Genomic DNA, 21460 nt, shown 5'->3' on the forward strand with positions numbered 1-21460 from the left:
AAAACAAAAAAACCGATGCTTGCGACATCGGTTTTTCAATTTATATTTAATTAATTACTCGAAGTATTCTTTCATTCTTTCGAAGAAACTCTTATCATTTTTACCCGGTTGAGGCTTAAAGTTAGGCGATTCACGTAATTTCTCTAAAGCATTACGTTCGTCGCTACTTAAAGCTTTTGGTGTCCAGATATTGATGTGGATAATCTCATCACCTCTATGGTAAGAATTCACTTCTGGCAAACCTTTACCTTTTAAGCGTAATAATTTTCCGCTTTGTGTACCCGGATCGATTTTGATTTTTGCTTTACCATCGATGGTTGGTACTTCAATGCTCATCCCTAAAGCAGCATCAACGAAGCTTAAATGTAAATCGTAAACGATATTGTTGCCTTCGCGTTTTAAGGTTTCGTGTGGCGTTTCTTCAATTAAGATAATTAAATCGCCTGGGATACCGCCATTAGGTGCAGCATTTCCTTTTCCACTCATGCTTAACTGCATACCTTCACTTACACCAGCAGGAATATTAATGGTAATAGTTTCTTCGCCACGTACAACGCCGTCTCCATGACAAACTGTACATTTTGAGGTAATTTGCTGACCGCTACCGTTACAGGTAGGGCAGGTAGATGCTGTTTGCATCTGGCCTAAAATGGTATTGGTTACTCTACGCACCTGGCCGCTACCACCGCAGGTACCACAGGTACTTACTGATGATTTATCTTTCGCACCAGAGCCATCGCAGGTTTTACAAACAATTAGTTTATTAACCTTGATTTTCTTTTCTGCACCATGTGCAATTTCCTCCAGTGTTAATTTAACTTTTATACGTAGGTTAGAGCCTTTGGCTACACGACGACCACCACGTTGCTGACCGCCACCACCACCAAAAAAGCTTTCGAAAGGATTGTGACCGCCAAATACATCGCCGAAATTGCTAAAAATATCGTCCATGTTCATGCCGCCACCGCCGTAACCACCGCCACTTGCGCCACCAACACCCGCATGACCGTATTGATCATAACGTTGTTTTTTATCGGGGCTGCTTAAAACTTCGTAAGCTTCGGCAGCTTCCTTAAATTTATCTTCAGCAGCTTTATCTCCTGGATTTTTATCTGGATGATATTTAATCGCCATCTTGCGATAAGCTTTCTTTATCTCATCAGCGGCTGCGCCCCTAGTTACGCCTAATACATCGTAATAATCTCTTTTACTCATCTTCTTTATAAAATGATTAAATGATTGAGTGATGGAATGAGAGAATGTTAATTCAATCATTCAAAATTCAATCATTCAATAATTATTTTTTACGCTCCAACTACAACTTTAGCGAAGCGGATTACATTATCATTTAAGGTATAACCTTTTTCAACTTCGTCTATCACTTTCCCTTTAAGATCATCGCTAGGAGCAGGGATATTGGTAATTGCTTCGTGGAAATCGGTATTGAAAGGTTGACTGATGCTTTCTACATCTTTCAATCCTTTTTGTGCTAAAGTGTTTTTTAGCTTTGTGCTTACCAATAAAATGCCTTCTTTAACCGGGGCAACATCAGCAGCAGTTTCCATTGCTTTTAATGCACGGTCGAAATCATCTAAAACAGGTAAAAGTGACACAATTACATCTTTACCAGCCGTTTGCAATAATTCTACACGTTCTTTTTGTGTACGACGTTTATAATTATCGAACTCAGCGTATAAACGTAAATATTTGTCGTTAAGTTGTTGAACTTCCGCTTGCAATTTTTCTTCTGCAGATAATTCGGGCGCCTGCTCAGTTTCAGCGATAGGAGCATCAGTATTCTCTACATTCTCAGCAGTATTTTCTGATGTATTTTCAGGATTCATTATATTTTCTTCTTTATCGTTATTTTTCTTCTTATTAAACATAATACTGGGCTGAATTTTTTTGTGTTGATCTCAACTATTTTGCCATAAACGGAAATCAGCCAAGCTGTCAGATTTATTTGTATTTATCTGAACAGATTGGCTGATTAGCTGACGGATGTCAGAATTTTTTATACGATTTGTGCATCTTCGTGCACAATCCCATTCTCACATTTAATAATGCGCGAAGGGAAAGTACGGATGATATGGTAATCGTGTGTGGCCATTAAAACCGCAGTTCCAGTCTGGCTAATTTGTTTTAAAAGGGTTACAATTTCTTCTGATGTTTCCGGATCTAAATTCCCGGTAGGCTCATCAGCAAGAATAATTTCTGGATCATTTAACAAAGCTCTTGCAATAACAATACGCTGCTGCTCGCCACCAGAAATTTCGTGTGGCATTTTTTTGATTTTAGAACGCAAACCAACTTTGTCTAAAACATCTTTAATGCGTTCGTTAATTAGTTTTTCGTCTTTCCAACCTGTTGCTTTGAGCACAAATTCAAGGTTTTTTTCAATCGTTCTATCGGTAAGCAATTGAAAATCCTGAAAAACTACACCCAATTTACGGCGCAAAAATGGTACCTGACTTTCTTTTAGGTTTTTAAGGTCGAAACCAGCAATATTGCCTTCGCCATTACCAATATGTAAGTCGCCATATAATATTTTAAGCAAACTGCTCTTACCCGAACCTGTTTGACCGATCAGGAAGACAAATTCGTCCTTTTCGATGTGTAAATTTACGTTTGAGAGGACTAAATGTTTCTGTTGAAAAACATCAACATTGCTTAAATGAATTACTGAGTTGCCTGCCATATTATATTTCTAATTTTGCAATCTGCCCGAAAGGCAAACCTTTAACCATTTCCATAATGTATTCTTGCTTGTCGCCAAGTCCGAGTTTTTCCAGCGACTTATCAGGTCTATCAACCCTAAAATAAGCTAAAAGTGTAAACTTGTCATCTCTTAGCTGTACGTAATCTGGAATTTTGGCTATGCCTTTAACTTTAACGATATACATTGTGTCCAAAAATAGCATTTCCAAATGATAAGCGGAAGTAAGAAGTCCTTTTTATCTCATCAGCATTACCCAGCCAGTATAGGTTTTAAAATCTTTGTTTAAATAAATGCTGTAATAATATGTTGCCGGAGGAAGATCTTTGCCATTCATTTTTCCGTCCCAGGCTTTAAAAGTTCCGTTGCTCTGGTAAACAAGCTGGCCATATCGGTTGGTTACTTTCACAATTGAATTGGGGAAAGATGTAATAGATGGAATATTCCAGCTATCGTTTACATTATCACCATTTGGCGTAAAGGTATTGGGGATTACCACTTTTGGATAAACCTTGATGAAAACCTCATCAGTACTACTGTTACAGCCTAAATTTGAGCTGGCATGTAAAGTATAGGTAATATCTTCAGTTGGTGTAGCAATGGGGTTGAGTTTGGTGGGATCATCAAGATAATCTGATGGTGTCCAGAAATAGGTAAAATCATCTCCACTCACTTTACCGTTTAAAATTGTTGATTGTCCGGTAACGATCGTTTGATCAGCACCTGCATCGGCCATTACATTTTTATTCACATTGACGGTGATTTCTGTGGTTGCAAAACAGCCACCATTGGAAACCTTTACAGTGTAAGTGGTTGTTTCAGTTGGCGAAGCAATTGGATTAGATGCTTGCGGATTGGAAAGGCCATTGGATGGAGTCCAGAGGTAAGAGCTGCCTCCTGACGCCTCAATTTGAACCGATTTACCTTCGCAAATGGTTGCGCTTTGGATATTGGTTATCGGAATTATTGGCGCTAAAACCTCAACGGTTGTTGTTGCAGGAGATGTACACCCATTTGCAGTCACCTGAACAGTATAAGTGCCTTCCATCGCTTTAGTTGCATTGGCAATAGTTGGGTTTTTCTCTGTTGATGTGAATTGATTTGGCCCTGACCATTTATAACTTGTTCCACCAGAAGCATTTAGTTGAATGGTGCTACTAATGCAAACCGGTCCAGAATTTTCTGCCGAGGCTGTTGGCAATGGGTTTACAGTAACCTTTATAGGCTCTGATATCGCCCTACAATAAGTTCTATCAATATTACCATTCATAGCCGTAATTAACCGATATTGATAGGTGCCAGCTATACGATTTGAAAAATCTATAGCAGCTTGTTTCGTTGTTTTGCCAGCAATGTCAGCCCAGCCGCTACCTGTACTTTCCTGCCATTGATAAACTGCGTTTGTATATCCTGCAGTAATATTTGCATCTAAAATGAAATTGTCGGTATTATCTTCACACATGTTTAATAAAGAGGCATTCGTGTTGAAAAATGGAGCGATAGCTGGGCCACAAGCTTGTACGGTGATATCATCCAAAGCAAAATCATTACCACTATTTGTTGGTGTGTTATTAACCAACTGTAAGATTACCGTTGAGCTATTGCTATTACTAAAGTCAACGGAATATTGATGCCATGTTCCATCTGCGGGTACATTTTCGGTTGGTTTTTCGCCTAATATATTATTATTGGGATCGGTTATACGCAAGATCATATTTGGATTTTGAGCATTGGCAGCAGGCGAATTTGTATTTAATACCCAAATGGATAAACGTAAAGTGGTATTTGGGCATAGATTATCCATTCGCTGCTCAAAAAATACAGTTCGAGTTGCTATACCATCAATTAAAAGCATCAAACCACTAGGATCTCCGGTATGATCAGCATGCGGCTGCCAATAAATGGGTAAGGGATTACCCGGTGTTGCAGGCGTTTTAACCAAACCCGATTGGTTGGCAGTTAAATTACGTGGGCTTACTCCCGGAGGACCAACAAAAGTTGTATAAGTAGAAGCGCCTGGTGCATATTGTGCCAATGGCCCATACCAGCTATCAGTATTGTTTCCCTGCCCAAAGGTCTGACTAATGAGTGGTTGTCCGAAGGTCCCGCTACAAAGTTGTGCTTTTACAAAATTTGTAAACAGGAGAATATAAAGAAAGAATAAAGCTTTTGATAGTGCGTGCATTTACTGGTTCAGATTTATACAATATTAAATAAATTTAAAATCTAAACGCATCAATAAGCAAAGTCACTCACCAATATTAGTTTAACCCATTCAAAAACTCAACGGTATTTACATTATCTGCATAGTCCCAAAGTTTGGGGTGCTGGCTTTGACCAAAACTGAAAGTATTTAAACTTAAAGGCGATTTGCTAATCACACATTGAATGTTTTCTGATTGGTTTTTCAGTTTATCTTCAAGCGCTTGCAGCTGCTCGTATTCTTCATAAAAAAGAACAGCCAAAGGCGATGTCAGGTTCTCATCTTCTTTTAATAACAAGAAACCATTGTCGAAGTGCTTGGCAGCATTAACCAAGTAGATAGATTTATTGTAATCGTAATTGTTATTGTATTTAAAGTGGTTGATAATAGGTTGAAAACTTTCTACGCCTTCGTAAAAATTTGCGATATCGTAACCTTTTGGAAAATAGATTTTAGAAACATTTCTACAGCCTAGGCCAAAATAATCAAAAATATCGTTACCTAGCTTTTGGATATCCTCGAAACTTTCCGAACCGTCTAAAACGGCAACACTGTTCCTGTTTTTTCTGATAATGTTGGGCACTTTACTGAAATAATAGTCGAAATAGCGAGATGAATTGTTACTTCCGGTTGCAATAACAGCATCAAAATCTTTTAAGCGCTCTACATATTCTATTTTATCCTCAAAAGCAGGTTCTATTTTAACGAGTTCTGCAATTACGGCTTTAATTAATTTATCATCAGCCGAAGAAAGTTTGATTAAAGCAATATTACCTGTGGCCAATACACTTAAAACATCATGTAAACCAACTAGGGGGATATTCCCTGCCAGGATTAAACCCACCTTTTTTGGAGTGGTACTAAACTTAATCGATTTGAACCAAATGGCCAAATCAGCCTCATTTAACATCTCAGCAAAAGATAAAATAGATTTTTTTATGTTTTCTGCAGTAAACCATGCATTAGTGCTTTCAGCGGTATAAAATGCATTTCCTAGTATGTCAGTAGGGTTTGTAAGCAATTTACCTAGTTTGTTGAACGCGATTATTACTTTTTCTTGAGTTAATGCTGACATATTTAGAATTATTATTAAGTGATTATATCTTATATTTGCAGCGCAAAGGTAAACTAAGCAAAAGAATTAGACGAAAACATGGCGATTAAAATAACAGATGAGTGTATAAATTGTGGGGCTTGCGAACCAGAATGTCCTAATAACGCAATTTACGATGCCGGTACTGCATGGCGTTTTTCTGATGGTACAAATTTAAATGGTATCATTGATTTTGGTAATCAACAAATTGAAGCTGATGCAGCTCAAGAAGCAGTTTCGGATGAAGTTTATTACATTGTATCCGATAAGTGTACAGAGTGTAAGGGCTTTCATGATGAGCCTCAATGTGCGGCAGTTTGCCCGGTAGATTGTTGCGTAGATGACGAAGATATCCGCGAAACAGAAGAAGAATTATTAGCTAAGAAAGCTTGGTTGCACCAGGAAGGATAAGCTTATATCACATATTTTAACAAGAAAGTCCCGCAAATGCCGGGACTTTTTTTGTTTAAAACTGAATTTAATTAACAGTTTTTAGTTTCCGATAGATTTTCTGCCAAGGAAGCACAGCATAACGCGGAGATGTTTTTGTTTCGTGTTAAAGAATTTTCGGTTAGCGGTTTGCAATTACCAATGAACAATCGCTAAAATCTTAATGTCCTTAATTTCTTAATGTTCAGAGATGGAAACAGCAACTAATAAGCAATAAATGAGTATTCAGTTTTTAGTAGGCAACTTGCAGTTACTAATGAACTATTGGCCAGTTAACCAATGAACTAGTCTATGTCACATTTATTAGGAATAATCAAAACCGGACAAGCAGATTTTCTCGCCACGTGTTCGGCAACGCTTCCCATTAAAAAATGGTACAAGCCCGTACGTCCATAAGTGCCAATAACAATTAAATCAGATCCCCACTCGTCCGATTGTTGGATAATACCATGCGCTGCGGTATCAACAACACTTAAATAAGTGGTTTTTGTACCTTTACTATATTTCGTCTCCATTTCTTTGAGCAAAATGTGGCTGTTTTCTTCGCTATTGTCGTATGTCTCTAAAAACACTGGCGCCAAAGTTAAGTCGGGGTTTACATTGGCGGGAATAGGCTCGATAATGTTAACCAATGCTACTTCTGCTCCAAATTTTTCAGCCATGTCGTAACCGGCTTTTGCCGCTTTTTCTGAGCAGGTACTGTTATCAACGGCAATTAATATTTTTTTAAAATTCATGGCGAGCATATTTAAAGGGTGATCATCATAAAAATAACAAATTTGTGCGCAAAATGTTAGGCAATGGATGTATTTTATTAGTTTTACAATAGTTTCACGAGCATATTTAAATGGAAAATCAATACGGTATTTGTAGGGTTGCTGTAGCACCTTTGAGAGCAGATGCATCAGATAAAGCAGAAATTGTTTCGCAACTTTTATTCGGCGATCATGTAGAAATTATTCAGAAAGAAGAACGTTGGTGGCTCATTCAAAATGGCTACGATGGATATGAAGGCTGGATGGATTTCAGACAATTGGCCCCGATTACCCAAAGCCAGTTTGTAGCAATGCACGATTGTAAATTGCTTGCCCCATTAAGTTTCAATAATGTGCTAACAGCAGCTGATGGAAGTTCATATCATTTAAGTCCGGCAAGCAACCTTCCTTTTTTAAAAGAGGGATTCTGTTATGCTGGAACGGAAAAATTTAAACTGAATTTCGAAGTATATAATAATAGTGCTGTGGATTTTACCGATAAAGTTACTGAAACGGCGAAATTTTTTCAAAATATCCCGTACCTATGGGGTGGAAGGAATTTGTTTGGCTTAGATTGCTCTGGTTTTGTACAAACCGTATTTAAAATGTTGGGTATTAAGTTAAACCGAGATGCCTCACAGCAAGCCGAACAAGGCGAATTGGTTGGCTTTTTGGCTGAATGCAGGGCTGGTGATGTTGCTTTTTTTGATAACGACGAAGGCAGAATTACTCACGTAGGTATCATGCTCAGTCCAAATGAAATTATCCATTCCTCAGCCAAAGTAAAAATTGATCCAATTGATGATCAAGGGATTTTTAATAAGGAATTGGGTAAATATTCGCACAAGCTCAGAATTATCAAACGTTTTGTGGAATAGTAGCCGAAAATGTATCCTATATAAAAGATACATTTTTTTATGCCATCTAAATTTAAAATTCAAATCTCAAATCCCTGCCATGAAGAGTGGGCGGCAATGCAAGCTGATTCAAATGGAAAATTTTGTGGGCCCTGCCAGAAATCTGTAGTAGACTTTACTCATTTTACTGATGCAGCGCTAAAACAATGGTTTAACCAAAATCAAGGGGAGAGTTGTGGAAGATTTAAGCCAGAGCAGCTTGATCGTTTAATCCGTGTGAAAGAGAATTATAAACTCAATAGATTTAAACCAAACCTGATTGCAGCATCTTTGCTGGCTTTTTTGAGTGTTCCGAAGTTAAGTGACGCCAAAGTAATCAAAACACCCTTTAATCAAACAGATCGATACCGCAAGAACACTTCTTTTGAAAAGAAAATAGAAATTTTAGGCGATACCTTAAAAACAATAAAGGGCAGGGTAATAGATAAAGATGACAAGCAGCCACTTCCTTCAGTATCTGTTATGGTAAACAACCGGTTAGCTTTTGCTTCTACCGATCAAAAAGGAAATTTTGAAATTAAGTTGCCTGCAAATTTCGAAGATGAAAATTGTATTTTAACCGTAAGTTACATTGGCTATAAGCCTTTGAATTCGTTGGTAGATTTAGCTGACAATAAAAACCTGAATCTTGAGCTATGTCTTAGCGGTGAAATTATGGGAGATATTGTTGTGACTAGAACGCCCTTCTGGAAAAAAGTATATTTTAAAATGAGAAATCTACTTCAAGATATCAATCCGTTTTATACGAATAAAAAATAGCTTAGCTGCGCTACAGGTCAGTGTGACGATAACACTCAACAAAAATAAATCTTAAATTATTCCATCTTCCAAACCATCACCTGCCGATCATCTCCTGTAGAAATTAAGTATTTACCATCATGGCTCCAGATAATTTTATTAATCGAATGAGTATGCCCTATACCTGCTTTTTCTAGGCTTAAAATTTTATATAATTTGAAGTTCTCTGCATCCCAGAGTTTAATGCTTTTATCCTGACTGCTCGTGGCGAAATAAGGTAGGGTAGGGTGAAAGGCAATATCGTAAACGGTAAACATATGTGCCGGAACCGTTTCCCTGAGCTCATAATTTGGCAGGTTCCATATTTTTAGCTGTGCATCCCTACTGYCCGAGATTAAGTATTTACCAGTAGGATGATATGCCAAAGAGGTAACAGGTAATGAATGCCCTTCCAGCGATTGTTTGAGGCTATAATCAGCCAGGTTATAAATCCTGATCAGGTGATCTTTACAGCCAAAGGCCACTTCACTTTCGTTAGGTGCAATTGCAATAGCCCTAACCGTATCGTAAGCCACCTGAAAACGGTAAATCTCTGTAAAGTCTACCAACGACCAAACCGCAACCGTTCCATCTTCGCCAGTGGTTAAAAGCTCATTTTTGCCTTTTACCGTTTGTATGTTGAAAATCGGTTTGGTATGTGCATTTATTCTGGCAATTACTTTCTGATCATTAAAATCATAAACGCTAAACGCACCACTGCGTTCACCGATAAATAGTTGTTGATTGTAATAGTGTAAACAATATACCGAGCTCTGTACCGGCATTTTAACCTTTACAAAAGCCATCGTATTTAACGACCACTCTACAACCCCCTTATCGTTCCCCGCACTAAAAAATACGCCATCCTCATTTGAGTTGGCAAGCGCATAAACAGGGTTTTGGTGTCCGGGAAGTGTTTGCAGGTGTTTGAGCATTTCTTGAGGTTTAGGGTTTAGGGTTTAGGGTGTAAGGTTAGGCATCTGGCACCTAAAACCTTACACCTTTTACCTTAAACCTTATTTATGTCTTTTCTCTAAATTTTTTGCAATATCCTGAATAGATAGTCCTTTTTCTTTCAATAAAAATAAAAGGTGGAAAACAAGATCTGATGCTTCTCCAATGAGCTCTTCTTCCGATTCAGCAAGTGCTGCGATAACCGTTTCTACGCCTTCTTCACCAACTTTTTGGGCAATCTTATTTAATCCCTTGCTACGCATTTTGTTGATGTAAGAACCCTCAACCGGGTTTTCATATCGATCATTAATGATGTTTTCGAGTTCGAAAATAAAGTTCTGGTTAAAATCTGTTTTAAAACAGCTGCGGCTACCCGTATGGCAGGTTGGACCAACGGCATCCGCTTTGATTAGAATGGTGTCGTTATCACAGTCTACAAAAAGTTCTTTAACAAACAAAAAGTTATTGCTGGTTTCGCCTTTTGTCCAAAGGCGGTTTTTAGAACGCGAAAAGAAAGTTACCTTGCCTTCGGCCTGCGTTTTTTCCAGTGCTTCAGCATTCATATAACCCAGCATTAAAACCTCCAAAGTTTTATAATCCTGAATGATTACCGGGAGTAAGCCAGCTGTTTTATCCCAATCAAGGGTTGATATATCGATATTCATTTTTTATCATGTTTTCGTCATTGCGAGGCACGAAGCAATCTTATTGTGCAGGCTTTCGAACCCATAGCTTTAGGATTGCTTCGTGCCTCGCAATGACGAGTGTATTATTATATTCTAACAGGAATATGATTTCTTTTCAATTCCTGCTTTAAATCGGGAATCAGGATTTCGCCATAATGAAATACCGAAGCTGCCAGTGCAGCATCAACATTGGCCTTTTGAAAAACCTCTGTAAAATGCGCCATACTACCCGCTCCGCCTGATGCTATAATCGGGATATTGATCATTTGGTTTACTTTACTGAGCAACCCACAATCAAAACCTGCTTTGGTGCCATCGTGGTCCATCGAAGTTAACAAAATCTCTCCTGCACCTAAATCTTCTGCCTGTTTGATCCAATTTTCGGTTTCCAGTTCGGTAATTAGTCTTCCCCCATTTAAGTGGACCATATTTTTACCGTTTACATATTTGGTGTCGACTGCCAAAACCACAAACTGCACCCCAAAGGTCTTAGCCAGGTCTTCAATCAATTTCGGATTTCTAACTGCTGCCGAATTGATGCTGATTTTGTCCGCTCCTGCGTTTAATAACGCTTCTGCATCGGCAATTTCAGTTATTCCACCACCAATAGTAAAAGGAATATTTAATTGCCTGGCAACCGATTTAACCATTTCAATCATCGTTTTCCGACGCTCGTGGGTTGCGGTAATATCCAGGAAAACCAATTCGTCGGCACCTTGTTGTGCATATTGGGCGGCCAGTTCAACCGGGTCACCCGCATCACGTAAATCAACAAAGTTTACACCTTTTACCGTACGGCCGTCTTTAACGTCTAAACAAGGGATTATTCTTTTACTTAGCATTTAACTTGTTTGGGTTTTGTCATTGCAAGGCACGAAGCAATCTTAATGCTTTTATTTCGCGCGGTTCGTCACCCTGAATTTATTTCAGGGTCTTTATTGTATAAAAGATGCTGAAATAAATTCAGCATGACGATCGCCTAATGCAATGAGCCAATATTATATAAATTCTTTTTTAAATCGAACTCAAGGCTTTCAAGTTCCACTCTTTAATTTCTTCGATGGTAATGCGGTCTTCGTAAATCGCTTTTCCAACCACCACACTTCTAATTGGATATTTAGCCAGATCATAAATATCCTGCATCGAACTTACACCACCTGAAGCAATCAGTTTGATCATAGGAGAGTGTTCAAGCAGTTTTTGGTATAAATCGATCGCTGCGCCACCCAATTTTCCATCCTTACTGATATCGGTACATAAGAAACGGAAAAAACCCAGTGAAAGACATTTGTCAACGTAATCCATCAGTTTAATCGGCGAGCTTTCCATCCAGCCCGAATATTTGATTACCTCATCCAAAACATCAATTGCAATTATTATGCGGTTTGCATAATCATCTTTTTTAGCAAAAGTTTCGCTTAGTTGAGGTAAAAAATCAGGATTGGTAATGGCCTGTGTACCTACAATTACGCGGTGAATGCCAGCATCAAGCAAATTGGTCACCTGCTCAATGGTTCTGATGCCACCACCATACTGCACTTTCATTTCGGTTTTTTTAATGATCTCAAAAAGTGCTTTTTGATTGCTAAAATCGCCTTTGGCTCCGTTTAAATCAATAATATGGATGAAATCTGTACCATTTGAACGGTATTTTTCTATCATTTCGGGGATTGAAACATCATATTCCGTTTTTTGGTTGTAATCGCCTTCACGAAGACGGACAACTTTTCCATCCAAAATATCAATAGCAGGTATTATGTACATTTTATAAGCTTAAGTTTGAAAAATTTTTTAATACTAGTTCACCGGCTTTTCCCGATTTTTCGGGGTGGAACTGAACGCCGTAAAAATTATCTTTTTGTATTGCTGCCGAAAACTTTAAACCATAATCAGCAGATGCGATGTCAAAAGTAGGGTTATATTCAATAAAGTACGAATGCACAAAGTAAAATTGTGTATTATCTTCAACACCTTCAAATAGCGAATTGTTTTTCGGACTAATCGCATTCCATCCCATGTGTGGTATTTTGATATTCAGCGACTTATCGAATTTTTTGGTTTTAACCGGAACGATATTTAAAAGCGCTGCATCGCCCTCTTCCGAATGTTCGGTAATGAGCTGCATGCCCACACAGATGCCAAGCACAGGTTTTGTTAGTTTTTTAATGGCTTCAACCAAGCCCGTTCCCTTTAATTTTTCCATGGCGGCACCCGCATGGCCAACACCAGGGATGATGATGTGGCTATATTTTTCGAGGTCGTTTTCGGTGTTTACCATGCCGTAGGTTAGATTTAAGCGATCTAATGCTGCGGTAAGGGAGAAGATGTTGCCTGCTCTGTAATTTACTATTCCAATCATTTTAATATCAAATATTAGTATCGGGTATCAAGATAAGATGCTCATTTTATTGCTTTATAAATTTGAAAACGAGTGTCAGCTTTTCAAAGGTGCTGTAGTCCCGCTATCGCTTATAGTCCTCTCCCGATGAAGAATCGGGATGCGGGCTATTCCGCTCTATCGGGTTTATTTAACAGCGGATGGGCGTTAAAACCCTCCGTCTTAAACCTTTCGGCCTTCGACCTTTCTTACAATAGCCCCTTAGTGCTTGGCAAAACCATTTTCTCAGCATCACGTTTGATTGCCATTTTAATTGCTTTTGCAAATGCTTTAAAAATAGCTTCAATTTTATGGTGCTCGTTATCGCCCTCTGCTTTTACGTTTAAATTGCATTTTGCGGCATCACTGAACGATTTAAAGAAATGATAAAACATTTCTGTAGGCATATCGCCAACTTTTTCACGTTTAAATTCAGCATCCCAAACAATCCAGTTTCTTCCTCCAAAATCGATGGCTACCTGCGCCAAACAATCGTCCATTGGTAAGCAAAAACCATACCTTTCAATGCCTAGTTTATTGCCTAATCCTTTAGCAAATGCTTCTCCAAGGGCAATTCCGGTATCTTCTATGGTGTGGTGCTCATCAATGTGTAAATCGCCTTTTGCAATTACCTCTAAATCTACACTTCCATGTCTGGCAATCTGATCAAGCATATGATCGAAGAAGTTCAAGCCTGTTTCGATTTTGGCTTTTCCTGTTCCATCCAGATCAAGGTTAATGGTAATATCGGTTTCGTTGGTTTTGCGTTCGTGGTGAATTTTTCTGCTTCCTGCCTTAAGCAGGTTGTAGATGTCTTCCCATTTCTTGGTTTCCAGAATAATCACATCCAACAAAGTTTCATGTTTATCCAGTGCTTCAGTTGAACCCAATGCATCATTCTGACGAAGGAAAATTGCCTTAGCACCCAAATTTTTGGCTAAAACCACATCATTTAATCGGTCTCCGATAACAAAAGAATTTTTCAGATCGTAATCCTCGCTAAAATATTTGGTTAATAAAGCAGTACCTGGTTTGCGTGTAGGCGCGTTGTCTTTCGCAAAAGTTCTATCAATCACAATCTCACTAAAATGAACACCTTCGCCTTCGAAAGTTTCCAACATAAAATTATGGATCGGCCAGAAATTTTCTTCAGGATTTGAAGGAGTTCCCAATCCATCCTGGTTGGTAACCATCACCAGTTCGTAATCCAGTTCGGTAGCAATTTTAGATAAATAATATAATGAGCGTGGATAAAATTTAAGCTTTGCAAAACTATCTACCTGTTCGTCATCAGGCTCAATATTTAATGTCCCATCACGGTCTATAAACAATACTTTTTTCATCTTAAAAATTTTCTAGAACAGTTAATAGTTTGTCGTTTTCTTCTTTTGTACCTACTGTAATCCTTAAACATCCTTCGCATAAAGTTACTTTAGAACGATCGCGTACAATAATGCCTTGGTCTACCAAAGTATCGTAAATTTTTAAGGCATCGGTAACTTCCGTCAGGATAAAATTAGCATCAGAAGGATATACTTTTTTAACAATATTTAATGCATTTAATGCCTTGCTTAAACGGTCTCTTTCTGCCACAGATTCTTTAATCCAATCGTTAACCTGAGCGATGTTTTTTAGCGCTTCAAAAGCTAAGTCCTGTGTAGCCTGATTGATGTTGTATGGTGGTTTAATTTTATTCAGAACATCGATCACTTTTGTCGAAGAAAATGCCATGCCTAAACGTAAAGCGGCAAGCCCCCAAGCTTTCGAAAAAGTTTGCAAAACCACCAGGTTTCCGTATTCGGTTAGCTCTTGAATAAAGGTCTTCTGACGGGCGTAATTAATGTACGCTTCGTCAACTACAACGATGCCATTAAAGTTGGCTAAAATTGTTTCAATATCTTCGCGATTTATCGAATTTCCAGTCGGATTATTTGGCGAACAAATGAAGATTAATTTTGTGTTTTTATCGATCGTTTCTGCGATCTTTTCCATATCCAATTGGAAGTTCGGAAGCAGGTTAACTTTGCGTATTTCTACATCGTTTATGTTGGCCGAAACCTCGTACATTCCATAGGTTGGTGGCAGCACAATTACGTTGTCTTTTCCAGGATTACAAAAAGCACGGAACAATAAATCTATCGCCTCGTCGCTGCCGTTGCCTAAAAAAGTATTTTCAATCGGCACACCTTTTATTTTGCTGATTGCATCTTTCAGATCAAGCTGCAATGGATCAGGATAACGGTTGTAATTTGCCGGAAGTGGCGAACCATAACTGTTTTCATTTGCATCTAAAAAAACTGATGCCTGACCTTTAAATTCATCCCTAGCGGTAGAGTAGGGGCGAAGGTTTTTTATATTTTCTCTTACTAAATCGTTAATGTCCATTTTAATGGTTTGTTGGTTTCCTTCGGTTTGATTACACAGATTAGGTGATTTCACCGATTGTTAATTCTTATTCTATGCTCTGTTATCTTCGGACTTTGGACTTCCGACCTCGGACTCAAAGTTCAATCTAATACTTACTGCATTCTTATGCGCATCTAATCCCTCGGCTTCCGCAAGTATTTCAACCGTATTGCCAATGTTGCTCAACCCTTCGTGGGATAAATGCTGGAAAGTGATTTTTTTCAGAAAAGCATCTGTTGATACGCCCGAATAAGCCTTAGCAAAACCACTGGTTGGTAAAGTATGATTGGTTCCAGAGGCATAATCGCCAACACTTTCTGGCGTAAAGTTGCCTAAAAACACCGATCCAGCATTGATAATCGATGGAATAAGGCTTTGGAAATGTTCGGTAGCCAATATTAGGTGCTCTGGTGCATATTCATTTGAAAATTGCATCGCCTCATCCAGGTTTTTAGCAAAAACTGCATAAGAATTGGCTATTGCTTTTGCTGCAATGTCTTTCCTTGGGAGGATATTAAGCTGATTTTCAATTTCTTTTAACGTATCAGCAATGATCTGATTTGAAGTAGCCACTAAAATAGCCTGACTATCAGTTCCATGTTCTGCCTGCGCGAGTAGATCTGCAGCAATAAATGACGGATTGGCAGTATCATCAGCAATAACCAACACCTCTGATGGTCCTGCAGGCATATCAATGGCTACTTTGTTTTGAACCATTGTTTTTGCCGTAGTTACATAACGGTTACCAGGACCAAAAATCTTATATACCTGTGGTACACTTTCCGTTCCGAAAGCCATTGCTGCAACAGCTTGTGCACCCCCAATCAGGAATACTTTTTCGATGCCCAGAAGCACCGCACAGTAGGCCAGATAACAATTGGTTTTGCCATCACTTTGCGGGGGAGAGCACACCACGATTTCTTTACAGCCTGCGATGATGGCGGGAGTGGCAAGCATTAAAAAAGTACTCGGTAAAACGGCTGTTCCTCCTGGGATATAAAGTCCTACTTTTTCAATTGCCCTCGATTCGCGCCAGCATACAACGCCTGGCATCGTTTCGATTTTATCTTCAGTTTTTAACTGCGACTGGTGAAAAGTTTTGATGTTTTGGTAAGCGGTATCAATCGCCTTTTTTGCTTCTGCGGGAATGGTAGATGCAATCGCTTTTAATTCTTCAGTATCCAAAAACAGTTTCTCTAAATTAACTTTGTCAAATGCTTTTGCAAAGTTAAAAAGTGCCTGGTCGCCATCTTTTTTTACGGTGCTGATGATGTCGGTTACCCGTTCTTCAACCAGTTTATCGTCTTCAATTTGCCTCGAACAAAGTTCTTCAATTTTTGATTTAGATAAATCTGTATAATTGTAGATTTTCAATGTTTTATAATTTTAAATTAACTAATAGTTAACGTGAATTTAAACGATTTTACTTGATTATTTTCTCGATTGGCATTACCAAAATACCTTCAGCACCTGCTGCTTTTAAACTGTTTATTTTATCCCAGAAATCTTCCTCGGCAATTACAGAGTGAACAGCAACCCAGTTTGGTTCGAAAAGTGGAACTACCGTTGGGCTTTTTACGCCCGGAAGTAAATCGACTACTTTTTGAAGGTTATCTTTTGATACATTTAGCACCACGTATTTATTAGATTTTGCGCTAAGTACAGAGCGGATGCGTTGAAGCAATTCTGCAACTTCAGGATTATCAGCTATTGATTTATTTCCGATTAAAACGGCTTCAGATTGCATCACATCAGCGAAAGGTTTTAGTCCGTTGCTTTTTAGTGTTCCACCTGTTGATACGATATCAAAAATAGCATCACTTAAGCCTAAGCCCGGACCAATTTCTACCGATCCTGAAATGGTTCTGATATCAGATTTTATGCCTTTTTCCTGTAAGAATTTTTCGAGGATTACCGGGTAAGAAGTAGCAATCGCTTTGCCATTTAACTCTTCCAGTTTTTGGATATTACTGGTTGCCTGAACAGCAATTTTTAAGGTGCATTTTCCGAAGCCTAATTTTTGTAGATAATCTACCTCAGCTTTGGTTTCTACAATTACGTTTTCTCCAACTATACCCAAATCGGCAATGCCATCCTGTACATATTCAGGAATATCATCATCCCGGAGGAAAAGAATTTCTAAAGGAAAATTGGTAACGGTTGAGATGAGTGAGCTTTTGTAGTTTTCGAAAGATAAACCACAATTTTTAAGTATTTCTACAGATTTTTCGTTTAACCTACCCGACTTCTGGATAGCGATTTTAAGTGTTTTCAAAGTATTGAATATAGAGTGAACAAGAAATTATTTTACGGAAAAAAGTTTTGAAGTACAAAACAAACATATCATATCGCCTATCGGCGATGGTGTAAATGTAAGTGATGGTTCAAAGTTAAATTCATAAATTATTTCTGCCAGTATCAATGCTTTAGCTGATAAGCGCTGGCAAATATAGCGTTTGAAATGGTAAAACAAAAAATAATGGCACTTAATTTGCCATTATGCTGTTTTTATTGCCAATAACCCTTATTTTGTACTAAAATTTTACGTGTTGAAAAAGTTTCGCTTTCTAATTTTCCCCCTTATTTTGTTTGTTTCTGCCTGTGGATGGTTTAAGAGCCCTCCAGAGATAGGTAAGGTGTTATCTGAACATTTTAAGAATAAAATTTATAAAGATTTCGATACTGTAGCTTATGATAGCATTTTTGTAAAGACTTTGGATAGTCTTTCAGACAAATTTGTAAATCCGAAAACAATTAAAGGTTATTATGCCGATAATCATCGTCAGCCTGTGCTTGTTACCAGATTTTATATCAATGGAAACTTAGATTCGCTGGTAAGCTATTTAAACGAAAGTAAGGTTCATGGCTTCAATCCGAAGATTTTTAAAGGAGACGAGATTAAAAGCTTATTAGATGAATTAACAGCAAACAAGTTTAAAAAGGTAGAAGAAAGTTATCCGGTTATAGCGAAACTAGAATTACTATCGGCCAATGCCTATTTAAATTATACAAACTATTTAAAATTTGGGGTGGTAAATCCCCGTAATATATTTTCGCGCTACTACATTAAAGTTAAACGTCCGGACAGCGTTGGGATGACCAATCTTTTGAATAGTGTGAACCTGTTGGACACACTCAGATCTGTTCAGCCCAAATCGGCTCAATATAAAGCTTTGCAGGCCGCCTATTTGAATACAGATGCTTACGATGAGAAACGGATTTTACTGCTAAATATGGAGCGCTTCCGTTGGAAAATGCCTGAGACTGGCGATAATTATGTGCAGGTAAATATCCCTGATTTTAGGTTAACCTGGCTGGATAAACAAGATACCGTAATTACAATGAAAGTTTGTGTTGGCGGGCGGCGCGAAAATGGTTACGAAGAGAAGTTAAAAGCCTTTGCAAAATCGGGCAATCTGGATGATAAACCGAAGAACCATGAGACACCTTTATTGTTCAGTAAAATCAATTCCATTCAGGCCAATCCAATCTGGAATATTCCGGTCAGCATTGCGCAAAGTGAGATCTATTGGATGGCCAGAAAAGATCCATATTATTTATCGAACAGCAACATTAAAGTTTACTATAAAGACAAACTAATTGGTGAACCTGATACCATCAATTGGAATAGGTATTCGCGTGATAAATTACCCTTTAAATTTAAACAAGGATCTGGCGGTGGAAACGCTTTAGGAAAGTTCAAATTTATCTTCGATAATAGCTCGAGTATTTACCTGCACGATACCAATAATAAGAACGGATTTAACCTGACTAATCGGGCTATAAGTCATGGCTGTGTACGCATCGAAAAGCCATTAGAATTTGCCGAACTCTTGGTTAAAGATTCTTACACTTATGATAAGCTTAGGGCAGAAGTAGATTTACCACCGATAGATAGTACACATGTAAAATGGTATAAAAAACGTATGGCACAAAAGGCCGATACAACCAAAGCATTTCAATTAAAACCAGCTTGGTTTGCCCCAAAGAAAAATGTTCCATTAATTATTACCTACATTACTGCCTGGTCGCAAAATGATAAGATTGAATACAGACCTGATGTTTATGGTATGGACGAAAAACTTTGGGCTGCGATGAAGAAATTCAGGTAGAATTTAATCAATAGTTTAGCGCTTGCAGTTGAAAACAATGTTAAGGTTTCCCCTAACAGCAGCACAGCTATTTAATCATTTTCCTGAAGGTAAAGCAACAGATACTGGCATTGTCATCTTAATTTCGTTGACAAGGAAAAAATTGAAAAGGTAGTTTTTGTGTGTTTCGAAAATGAAAATTATGAACGCTGCCTACAAAAGCCAATGAATTAATATTAAGATCATCATGGACAACAAAATAACCAAAGGAATCAGTAAGCTGCTAAGTTATATCTTGAGGCACTCGCCAGAAACCATAGGCTTAAAGCTCGATGAAAATGGTTGGGCTGACGTGAATGAACTGATTACCAAATTTGACCTCTATGATAAGAGAATAGATTTTGAACAGCTTGACTACATTGTCGAAAATAACGACAAAAAGAGATTTGCTTTCAACGAAGGTAAAACCAAGATCCGGGCAAGCCAGGGGCATTCCATTTCAATAGAGCTAAACCTTGATGAAGCAGAACCACTAGAATATCTCTATCATGGTACAGTTGAAAAGTTCCTGTCGGATATTAAATCGCAGGGACTTCAAAAAATGACGCGGCAGCATGTGCATTTAAGTGCCGATAGAGAAACGGCCAATAAAGTAGGTGGCAGGAGGGGAAAACCGGTTATCCTTACCATTAATAGTGGAGAGATGCATAGGGCAGGCTATAAATTTTATTTATCAGCTAACAATGTGTGGCTTACAGATGTTGTGCCCGTTGAATATATAACGTTTTAACATGGGCAGAACATTAGCAATAGGTGATATACACGGGGGATTAAAAGGTTTAGTTCAGCTATTCGAGCGTGCAGATGTAACAAAAGATGACAAACTGATTTTTCTTGGCGATTATGTGGATGGATGGAGTGAATCGGCGCAAGTAATCAATTACATGATGCAATTGGAAGAAAGTCATCAGTGCATTTTTATCAAAGGAAATCACGATGCTTGGTGTATCGATTGGTTGGAAAAAGGTATTGTAGATGATGTTTGGTTTGTTCACGGTGGTAAATTAACCATCGAAAGTTATAAAAACTTACCTGATCCGGTGAAGCAAAAACATCTAAATTTCTTTGAACGCATGAAAGATTACTACGTGGATGAGCATAACAACCTCTTTATTCACGCCGGTTTTTCTTCCATGCACGGTCCTGAAAAAGAACGTTATTCTTCCAATTATTCGTGGGATAGAACACTTTGGGAAATGGCCCTGACTATGGATAAGAGGATCAAAAAAGATTCGGTACTTTATCCGAAACGTTTATTACTCTACAATGAAATTTATATCGGCCATACCCCAACGCTCTATTATAACATGAACGTGCCCATGCAGGGTTGTAACGTTTGGAATATTGATACTGGTGCTGCATTTACTGGGAAATTGACCTGTCTGGATATCGAAACAAAAGAATTTTGGCAAAGCGATACCTTGCAAAGCTTGTACCCAACCGAAAAAGGAAGATGTAAATAGTTAAGTTATTGATCGATTATTCTCTTGCTGAAATTAGAGAAAGGCTAAAGAATAGTTAACTTCGCCAAGTTTTTTTGAAAGATACAATGCAGAACAACCCCACATTTAACCATCAGGCTGATATCGTAAATAGTGCCATTAGATTTATAAGCGCCTGGTTTAAACAATCGAAGGCCATTACCGACGAACTGAATGATTTTTTCATTCTCCCAGGTAATAAAGTTATTGGTAAGGATGTTATTATTGGTCGGTTAAAAGGTATTTTCGGTCGATCTGATGAATATGTTGGTGGCAGATACGATATTATTGATGTTAATTTCGAGCTTTTGAATGATGATAAGGGTATGGGCTTTGTTGAAGGGGTTGCAGGTTACAGAGATGTTGTTCAAAAACAATCGAAAATTGTAAGCGGACCTTTTAAACTGTATTTCGCATTGCATAACGGTGGCTGGAAAATTGTAAATATCGAATTTCCGGGTTTTAGTTATTAAAACGACTTTATTACAATAGTA

Annotated in this window: 23 protein-coding genes; 7 read left to right on the plus strand and 16 right to left on the minus strand. The window is 38.1% G+C overall.

From position 1 onward, the window contains the following. Positions 1-54: 54 nt before the first annotated feature. The 6 genes from dnaJ to AC1DNH_RS15510 all read right to left on the minus strand — a co-directional run bounded on the left by dnaJ (position 55) and on the right by AC1DNH_RS15510 (position 5994). Complete coding sequence (gene dnaJ, locus AC1DNH_RS15485) at positions 55-1215, minus strand: molecular chaperone DnaJ (RefSeq protein WP_029278682.1); 1161 nt, start codon at positions 1213-1215, stop codon at positions 55-57. Between the two features lie 89 nt (positions 1216-1304). Continuing rightward, positions 1305-1886: a nucleotide exchange factor GrpE gene (locus AC1DNH_RS15490; RefSeq protein ID WP_029278681.1), complete on the minus strand. Its 582-nt coding sequence runs from the start codon at positions 1884-1886 to the stop codon at positions 1305-1307. A 128-nt stretch (positions 1887-2014) separates the two neighbouring features. After that, the gene (locus AC1DNH_RS15495) at positions 2015-2698 is read right to left on the minus strand and encodes a cell division ATP-binding protein FtsE (RefSeq protein WP_477579251.1); all 684 of its coding nucleotides are present in this window, start codon (positions 2696-2698) and stop codon (positions 2015-2017) included. A gap of 1 nt (position 2699) precedes the next feature. Next, positions 2700-2903, minus strand: a complete 204-nt coding sequence (locus tag AC1DNH_RS15500) for a hypothetical protein (RefSeq protein WP_029278679.1) — start codon at positions 2901-2903, stop codon at positions 2700-2702. Positions 2904-2954: 51 nt separating this feature from the next. Next, the gene (locus AC1DNH_RS15505) at positions 2955-4901 is read right to left on the minus strand and encodes a gliding motility-associated C-terminal domain-containing protein (protein ID WP_477579253.1); all 1947 of its coding nucleotides are present in this window, start codon (positions 4899-4901) and stop codon (positions 2955-2957) included. A gap of 76 nt (positions 4902-4977) precedes the next feature. Continuing rightward, on the minus strand, positions 4978-5994 hold the full coding sequence (locus AC1DNH_RS15510; RefSeq protein ID WP_477579254.1) for an acyl-CoA reductase: 1017 nt from the start codon (positions 5992-5994) through the stop codon (positions 4978-4980). A gap of 78 nt (positions 5995-6072) precedes the next feature. Here AC1DNH_RS15510 and AC1DNH_RS15515 point away from each other — a divergent pair, with 78 nt between their 5' ends. Then, entirely contained in the window at positions 6073-6423 is a 351-nt protein-coding gene (locus tag AC1DNH_RS15515) for a 4Fe-4S dicluster domain-containing protein (RefSeq protein ID WP_025143125.1), read from the plus strand. A 323-nt stretch (positions 6424-6746) separates the two neighbouring features. Here AC1DNH_RS15515 and AC1DNH_RS15520 read toward each other — a convergent pair whose 3' ends face one another. Continuing rightward, complete coding sequence (locus AC1DNH_RS15520; protein ID WP_477608387.1) at positions 6747-7199, minus strand: universal stress protein; 453 nt, start codon at positions 7197-7199, stop codon at positions 6747-6749. Positions 7200-7309: 110 nt separating this feature from the next. Here AC1DNH_RS15520 and AC1DNH_RS15525 point away from each other — a divergent pair, with 110 nt between their 5' ends. Beyond that, positions 7310-8095, plus strand: coding sequence for a C40 family peptidase (locus AC1DNH_RS15525; protein WP_477579258.1), 786 nt, complete (start codon positions 7310-7312; stop codon positions 8093-8095). A gap of 39 nt (positions 8096-8134) precedes the next feature. Next, positions 8135-8893 (plus strand): carboxypeptidase-like regulatory domain-containing protein, encoded by a 759-nt coding sequence (locus tag AC1DNH_RS15530; protein WP_477579260.1) that lies wholly within the window; start codon positions 8135-8137, stop codon positions 8891-8893. 56 nt (positions 8894-8949) lie between these two features. Here AC1DNH_RS15530 and AC1DNH_RS15535 read toward each other — a convergent pair whose 3' ends face one another. The 9 genes from AC1DNH_RS15535 to hisG all read right to left on the minus strand — a co-directional run bounded on the left by AC1DNH_RS15535 (position 8950) and on the right by hisG (position 17609). Beyond that, positions 8950-9846, minus strand: coding sequence for a WD40 repeat domain-containing protein (locus tag AC1DNH_RS15535; RefSeq protein WP_477625493.1), 897 nt, complete (start codon positions 9844-9846; stop codon positions 8950-8952). 81 nt (positions 9847-9927) lie between these two features. Beyond that, the gene (gene hisIE / locus AC1DNH_RS15540) at positions 9928-10530 is read right to left on the minus strand and encodes a bifunctional phosphoribosyl-AMP cyclohydrolase/phosphoribosyl-ATP diphosphatase HisIE (RefSeq protein WP_477625494.1); all 603 of its coding nucleotides are present in this window, start codon (positions 10528-10530) and stop codon (positions 9928-9930) included. A gap of 107 nt (positions 10531-10637) precedes the next feature. Further along, positions 10638-11393 carry an imidazole glycerol phosphate synthase subunit HisF gene (hisF, locus tag AC1DNH_RS15545; RefSeq protein ID WP_057932516.1) on the minus strand — a complete coding sequence of 252 codons (756 nt, stop codon included), beginning with the start codon at positions 11391-11393 and terminating at the stop codon, positions 10638-10640. Positions 11394-11565: 172 nt separating this feature from the next. Continuing rightward, positions 11566-12315: a 1-(5-phosphoribosyl)-5-[(5-phosphoribosylamino)methylideneamino]imidazole-4-carboxamide isomerase gene (gene hisA, locus AC1DNH_RS15550; protein WP_477579264.1), complete on the minus strand. Its 750-nt coding sequence runs from the start codon at positions 12313-12315 to the stop codon at positions 11566-11568. Position 12316: 1 nt separating this feature from the next. Continuing rightward, positions 12317-12910: an imidazole glycerol phosphate synthase subunit HisH gene (gene hisH / locus AC1DNH_RS15555; protein ID WP_477579266.1), complete on the minus strand. Its 594-nt coding sequence runs from the start codon at positions 12908-12910 to the stop codon at positions 12317-12319. Between the two features lie 227 nt (positions 12911-13137). Then, entirely contained in the window at positions 13138-14271 is a 1134-nt protein-coding gene (gene hisB, locus AC1DNH_RS15560; protein ID WP_477625495.1) for a bifunctional histidinol-phosphatase/imidazoleglycerol-phosphate dehydratase HisB, read from the minus strand. A 1-nt stretch (position 14272) separates the two neighbouring features. Further along, complete coding sequence (hisC, locus tag AC1DNH_RS15565) at positions 14273-15313, minus strand: histidinol-phosphate transaminase (RefSeq protein ID WP_477579299.1); 1041 nt, start codon at positions 15311-15313, stop codon at positions 14273-14275. A gap of 72 nt (positions 15314-15385) precedes the next feature. Continuing rightward, positions 15386-16708, minus strand: a complete 1323-nt coding sequence (hisD, locus tag AC1DNH_RS15570) for a histidinol dehydrogenase (RefSeq protein WP_477579268.1) — start codon at positions 16706-16708, stop codon at positions 15386-15388. Positions 16709-16757: 49 nt separating this feature from the next. After that, positions 16758-17609, minus strand: a complete 852-nt coding sequence (hisG, locus tag AC1DNH_RS15575; RefSeq protein WP_029278663.1) for an ATP phosphoribosyltransferase — start codon at positions 17607-17609, stop codon at positions 16758-16760. A gap of 271 nt (positions 17610-17880) precedes the next feature. On the opposite strand from hisG, the gene AC1DNH_RS15580 reads away from it, so the two are divergent. The 4 genes from AC1DNH_RS15580 to AC1DNH_RS15595 all read left to right on the plus strand — a co-directional run bounded on the left by AC1DNH_RS15580 (position 17881) and on the right by AC1DNH_RS15595 (position 21439). After that, a complete protein-coding gene (locus tag AC1DNH_RS15580; RefSeq protein ID WP_477579270.1) occupies positions 17881-19446 on the plus strand; it encodes a L,D-transpeptidase family protein in 1566 nt (521 codons plus the stop codon). Between the two features lie 226 nt (positions 19447-19672). Continuing rightward, a complete protein-coding gene (locus AC1DNH_RS15585; protein WP_477579272.1) occupies positions 19673-20215 on the plus strand; it encodes an RNA 2'-phosphotransferase in 543 nt (180 codons plus the stop codon). Between the two features lies 1 nt (position 20216). Further along, positions 20217-20948: a metallophosphoesterase family protein gene (locus tag AC1DNH_RS15590; protein ID WP_477579274.1), complete on the plus strand. Its 732-nt coding sequence runs from the start codon at positions 20217-20219 to the stop codon at positions 20946-20948. A gap of 74 nt (positions 20949-21022) precedes the next feature. Beyond that, the gene (locus AC1DNH_RS15595) at positions 21023-21439 is read left to right on the plus strand and encodes a hypothetical protein (RefSeq protein WP_477579276.1); all 417 of its coding nucleotides are present in this window, start codon (positions 21023-21025) and stop codon (positions 21437-21439) included. Positions 21440-21460 lie beyond the last annotated feature (21 nt).

The organism is Pedobacter sp. 01N310 (assembly GCF_056399805.1).

Coding starts and splice junctions, on each gene's coding strand:
- dnaJ (WP_029278682.1), bottom strand. CDS start 1,215: ATGAGTAAAAGAGATTATTACGATGTATTAGGCGTAACTAGGGGCGCA.
- AC1DNH_RS15490 (WP_029278681.1), bottom strand. CDS start 1,886: ATGTTTAATAAGAAGAAAAATAACGATAAAGAAGAAAATATAATGAAT.
- AC1DNH_RS15495 (WP_477579251.1), bottom strand. CDS start 2,698: ATGGCAGGCAACTCAGTAATTCATTTAAGCAATGTTGATGTTTTTCAA.
- AC1DNH_RS15500 (WP_029278679.1), bottom strand. CDS start 2,903: ATGTATATCGTTAAAGTTAAAGGCATAGCCAAAATTCCAGATTACGTA.
- AC1DNH_RS15505 (WP_477579253.1), bottom strand. CDS start 4,901: ATGCACGCACTATCAAAAGCTTTATTCTTTCTTTATATTCTCCTGTTT.
- AC1DNH_RS15510 (WP_477579254.1), bottom strand. CDS start 5,994: ATGTCAGCATTAACTCAAGAAAAAGTAATAATCGCGTTCAACAAACTA.
- AC1DNH_RS15515 (WP_025143125.1), top strand. CDS start 6,073: ATGGCGATTAAAATAACAGATGAGTGTATAAATTGTGGGGCTTGCGAA.
- AC1DNH_RS15520 (WP_477608387.1), bottom strand. CDS start 7,199: ATGAATTTTAAAAAAATATTAATTGCCGTTGATAACAGTACCTGCTCA.
- AC1DNH_RS15525 (WP_477579258.1), top strand. CDS start 7,310: ATGGAAAATCAATACGGTATTTGTAGGGTTGCTGTAGCACCTTTGAGA.
- AC1DNH_RS15530 (WP_477579260.1), top strand. CDS start 8,135: ATGCCATCTAAATTTAAAATTCAAATCTCAAATCCCTGCCATGAAGAG.
- hisIE (WP_477625494.1), bottom strand. CDS start 10,530: ATGAATATCGATATATCAACCCTTGATTGGGATAAAACAGCTGGCTTA.
- hisF (WP_057932516.1), bottom strand. CDS start 11,393: ATGCTAAGTAAAAGAATAATCCCTTGTTTAGACGTTAAAGACGGCCGT.
- hisA (WP_477579264.1), bottom strand. CDS start 12,315: ATGTACATAATACCTGCTATTGATATTTTGGATGGAAAAGTTGTCCGT.
- hisH (WP_477579266.1), bottom strand. CDS start 12,910: ATGATTGGAATAGTAAATTACAGAGCAGGCAACATCTTCTCCCTTACC.
- hisB (WP_477625495.1), bottom strand. CDS start 14,271: ATGAAAAAAGTATTGTTTATAGACCGTGATGGGACATTAAATATTGAG.
- hisC (WP_477579299.1), bottom strand. CDS start 15,313: ATGGACATTAACGATTTAGTAAGAGAAAATATAAAAAACCTTCGCCCC.
- AC1DNH_RS15585 (WP_477579272.1), top strand. CDS start 19,673: ATGGACAACAAAATAACCAAAGGAATCAGTAAGCTGCTAAGTTATATC.
- AC1DNH_RS15590 (WP_477579274.1), top strand. CDS start 20,217: ATGGGCAGAACATTAGCAATAGGTGATATACACGGGGGATTAAAAGGT.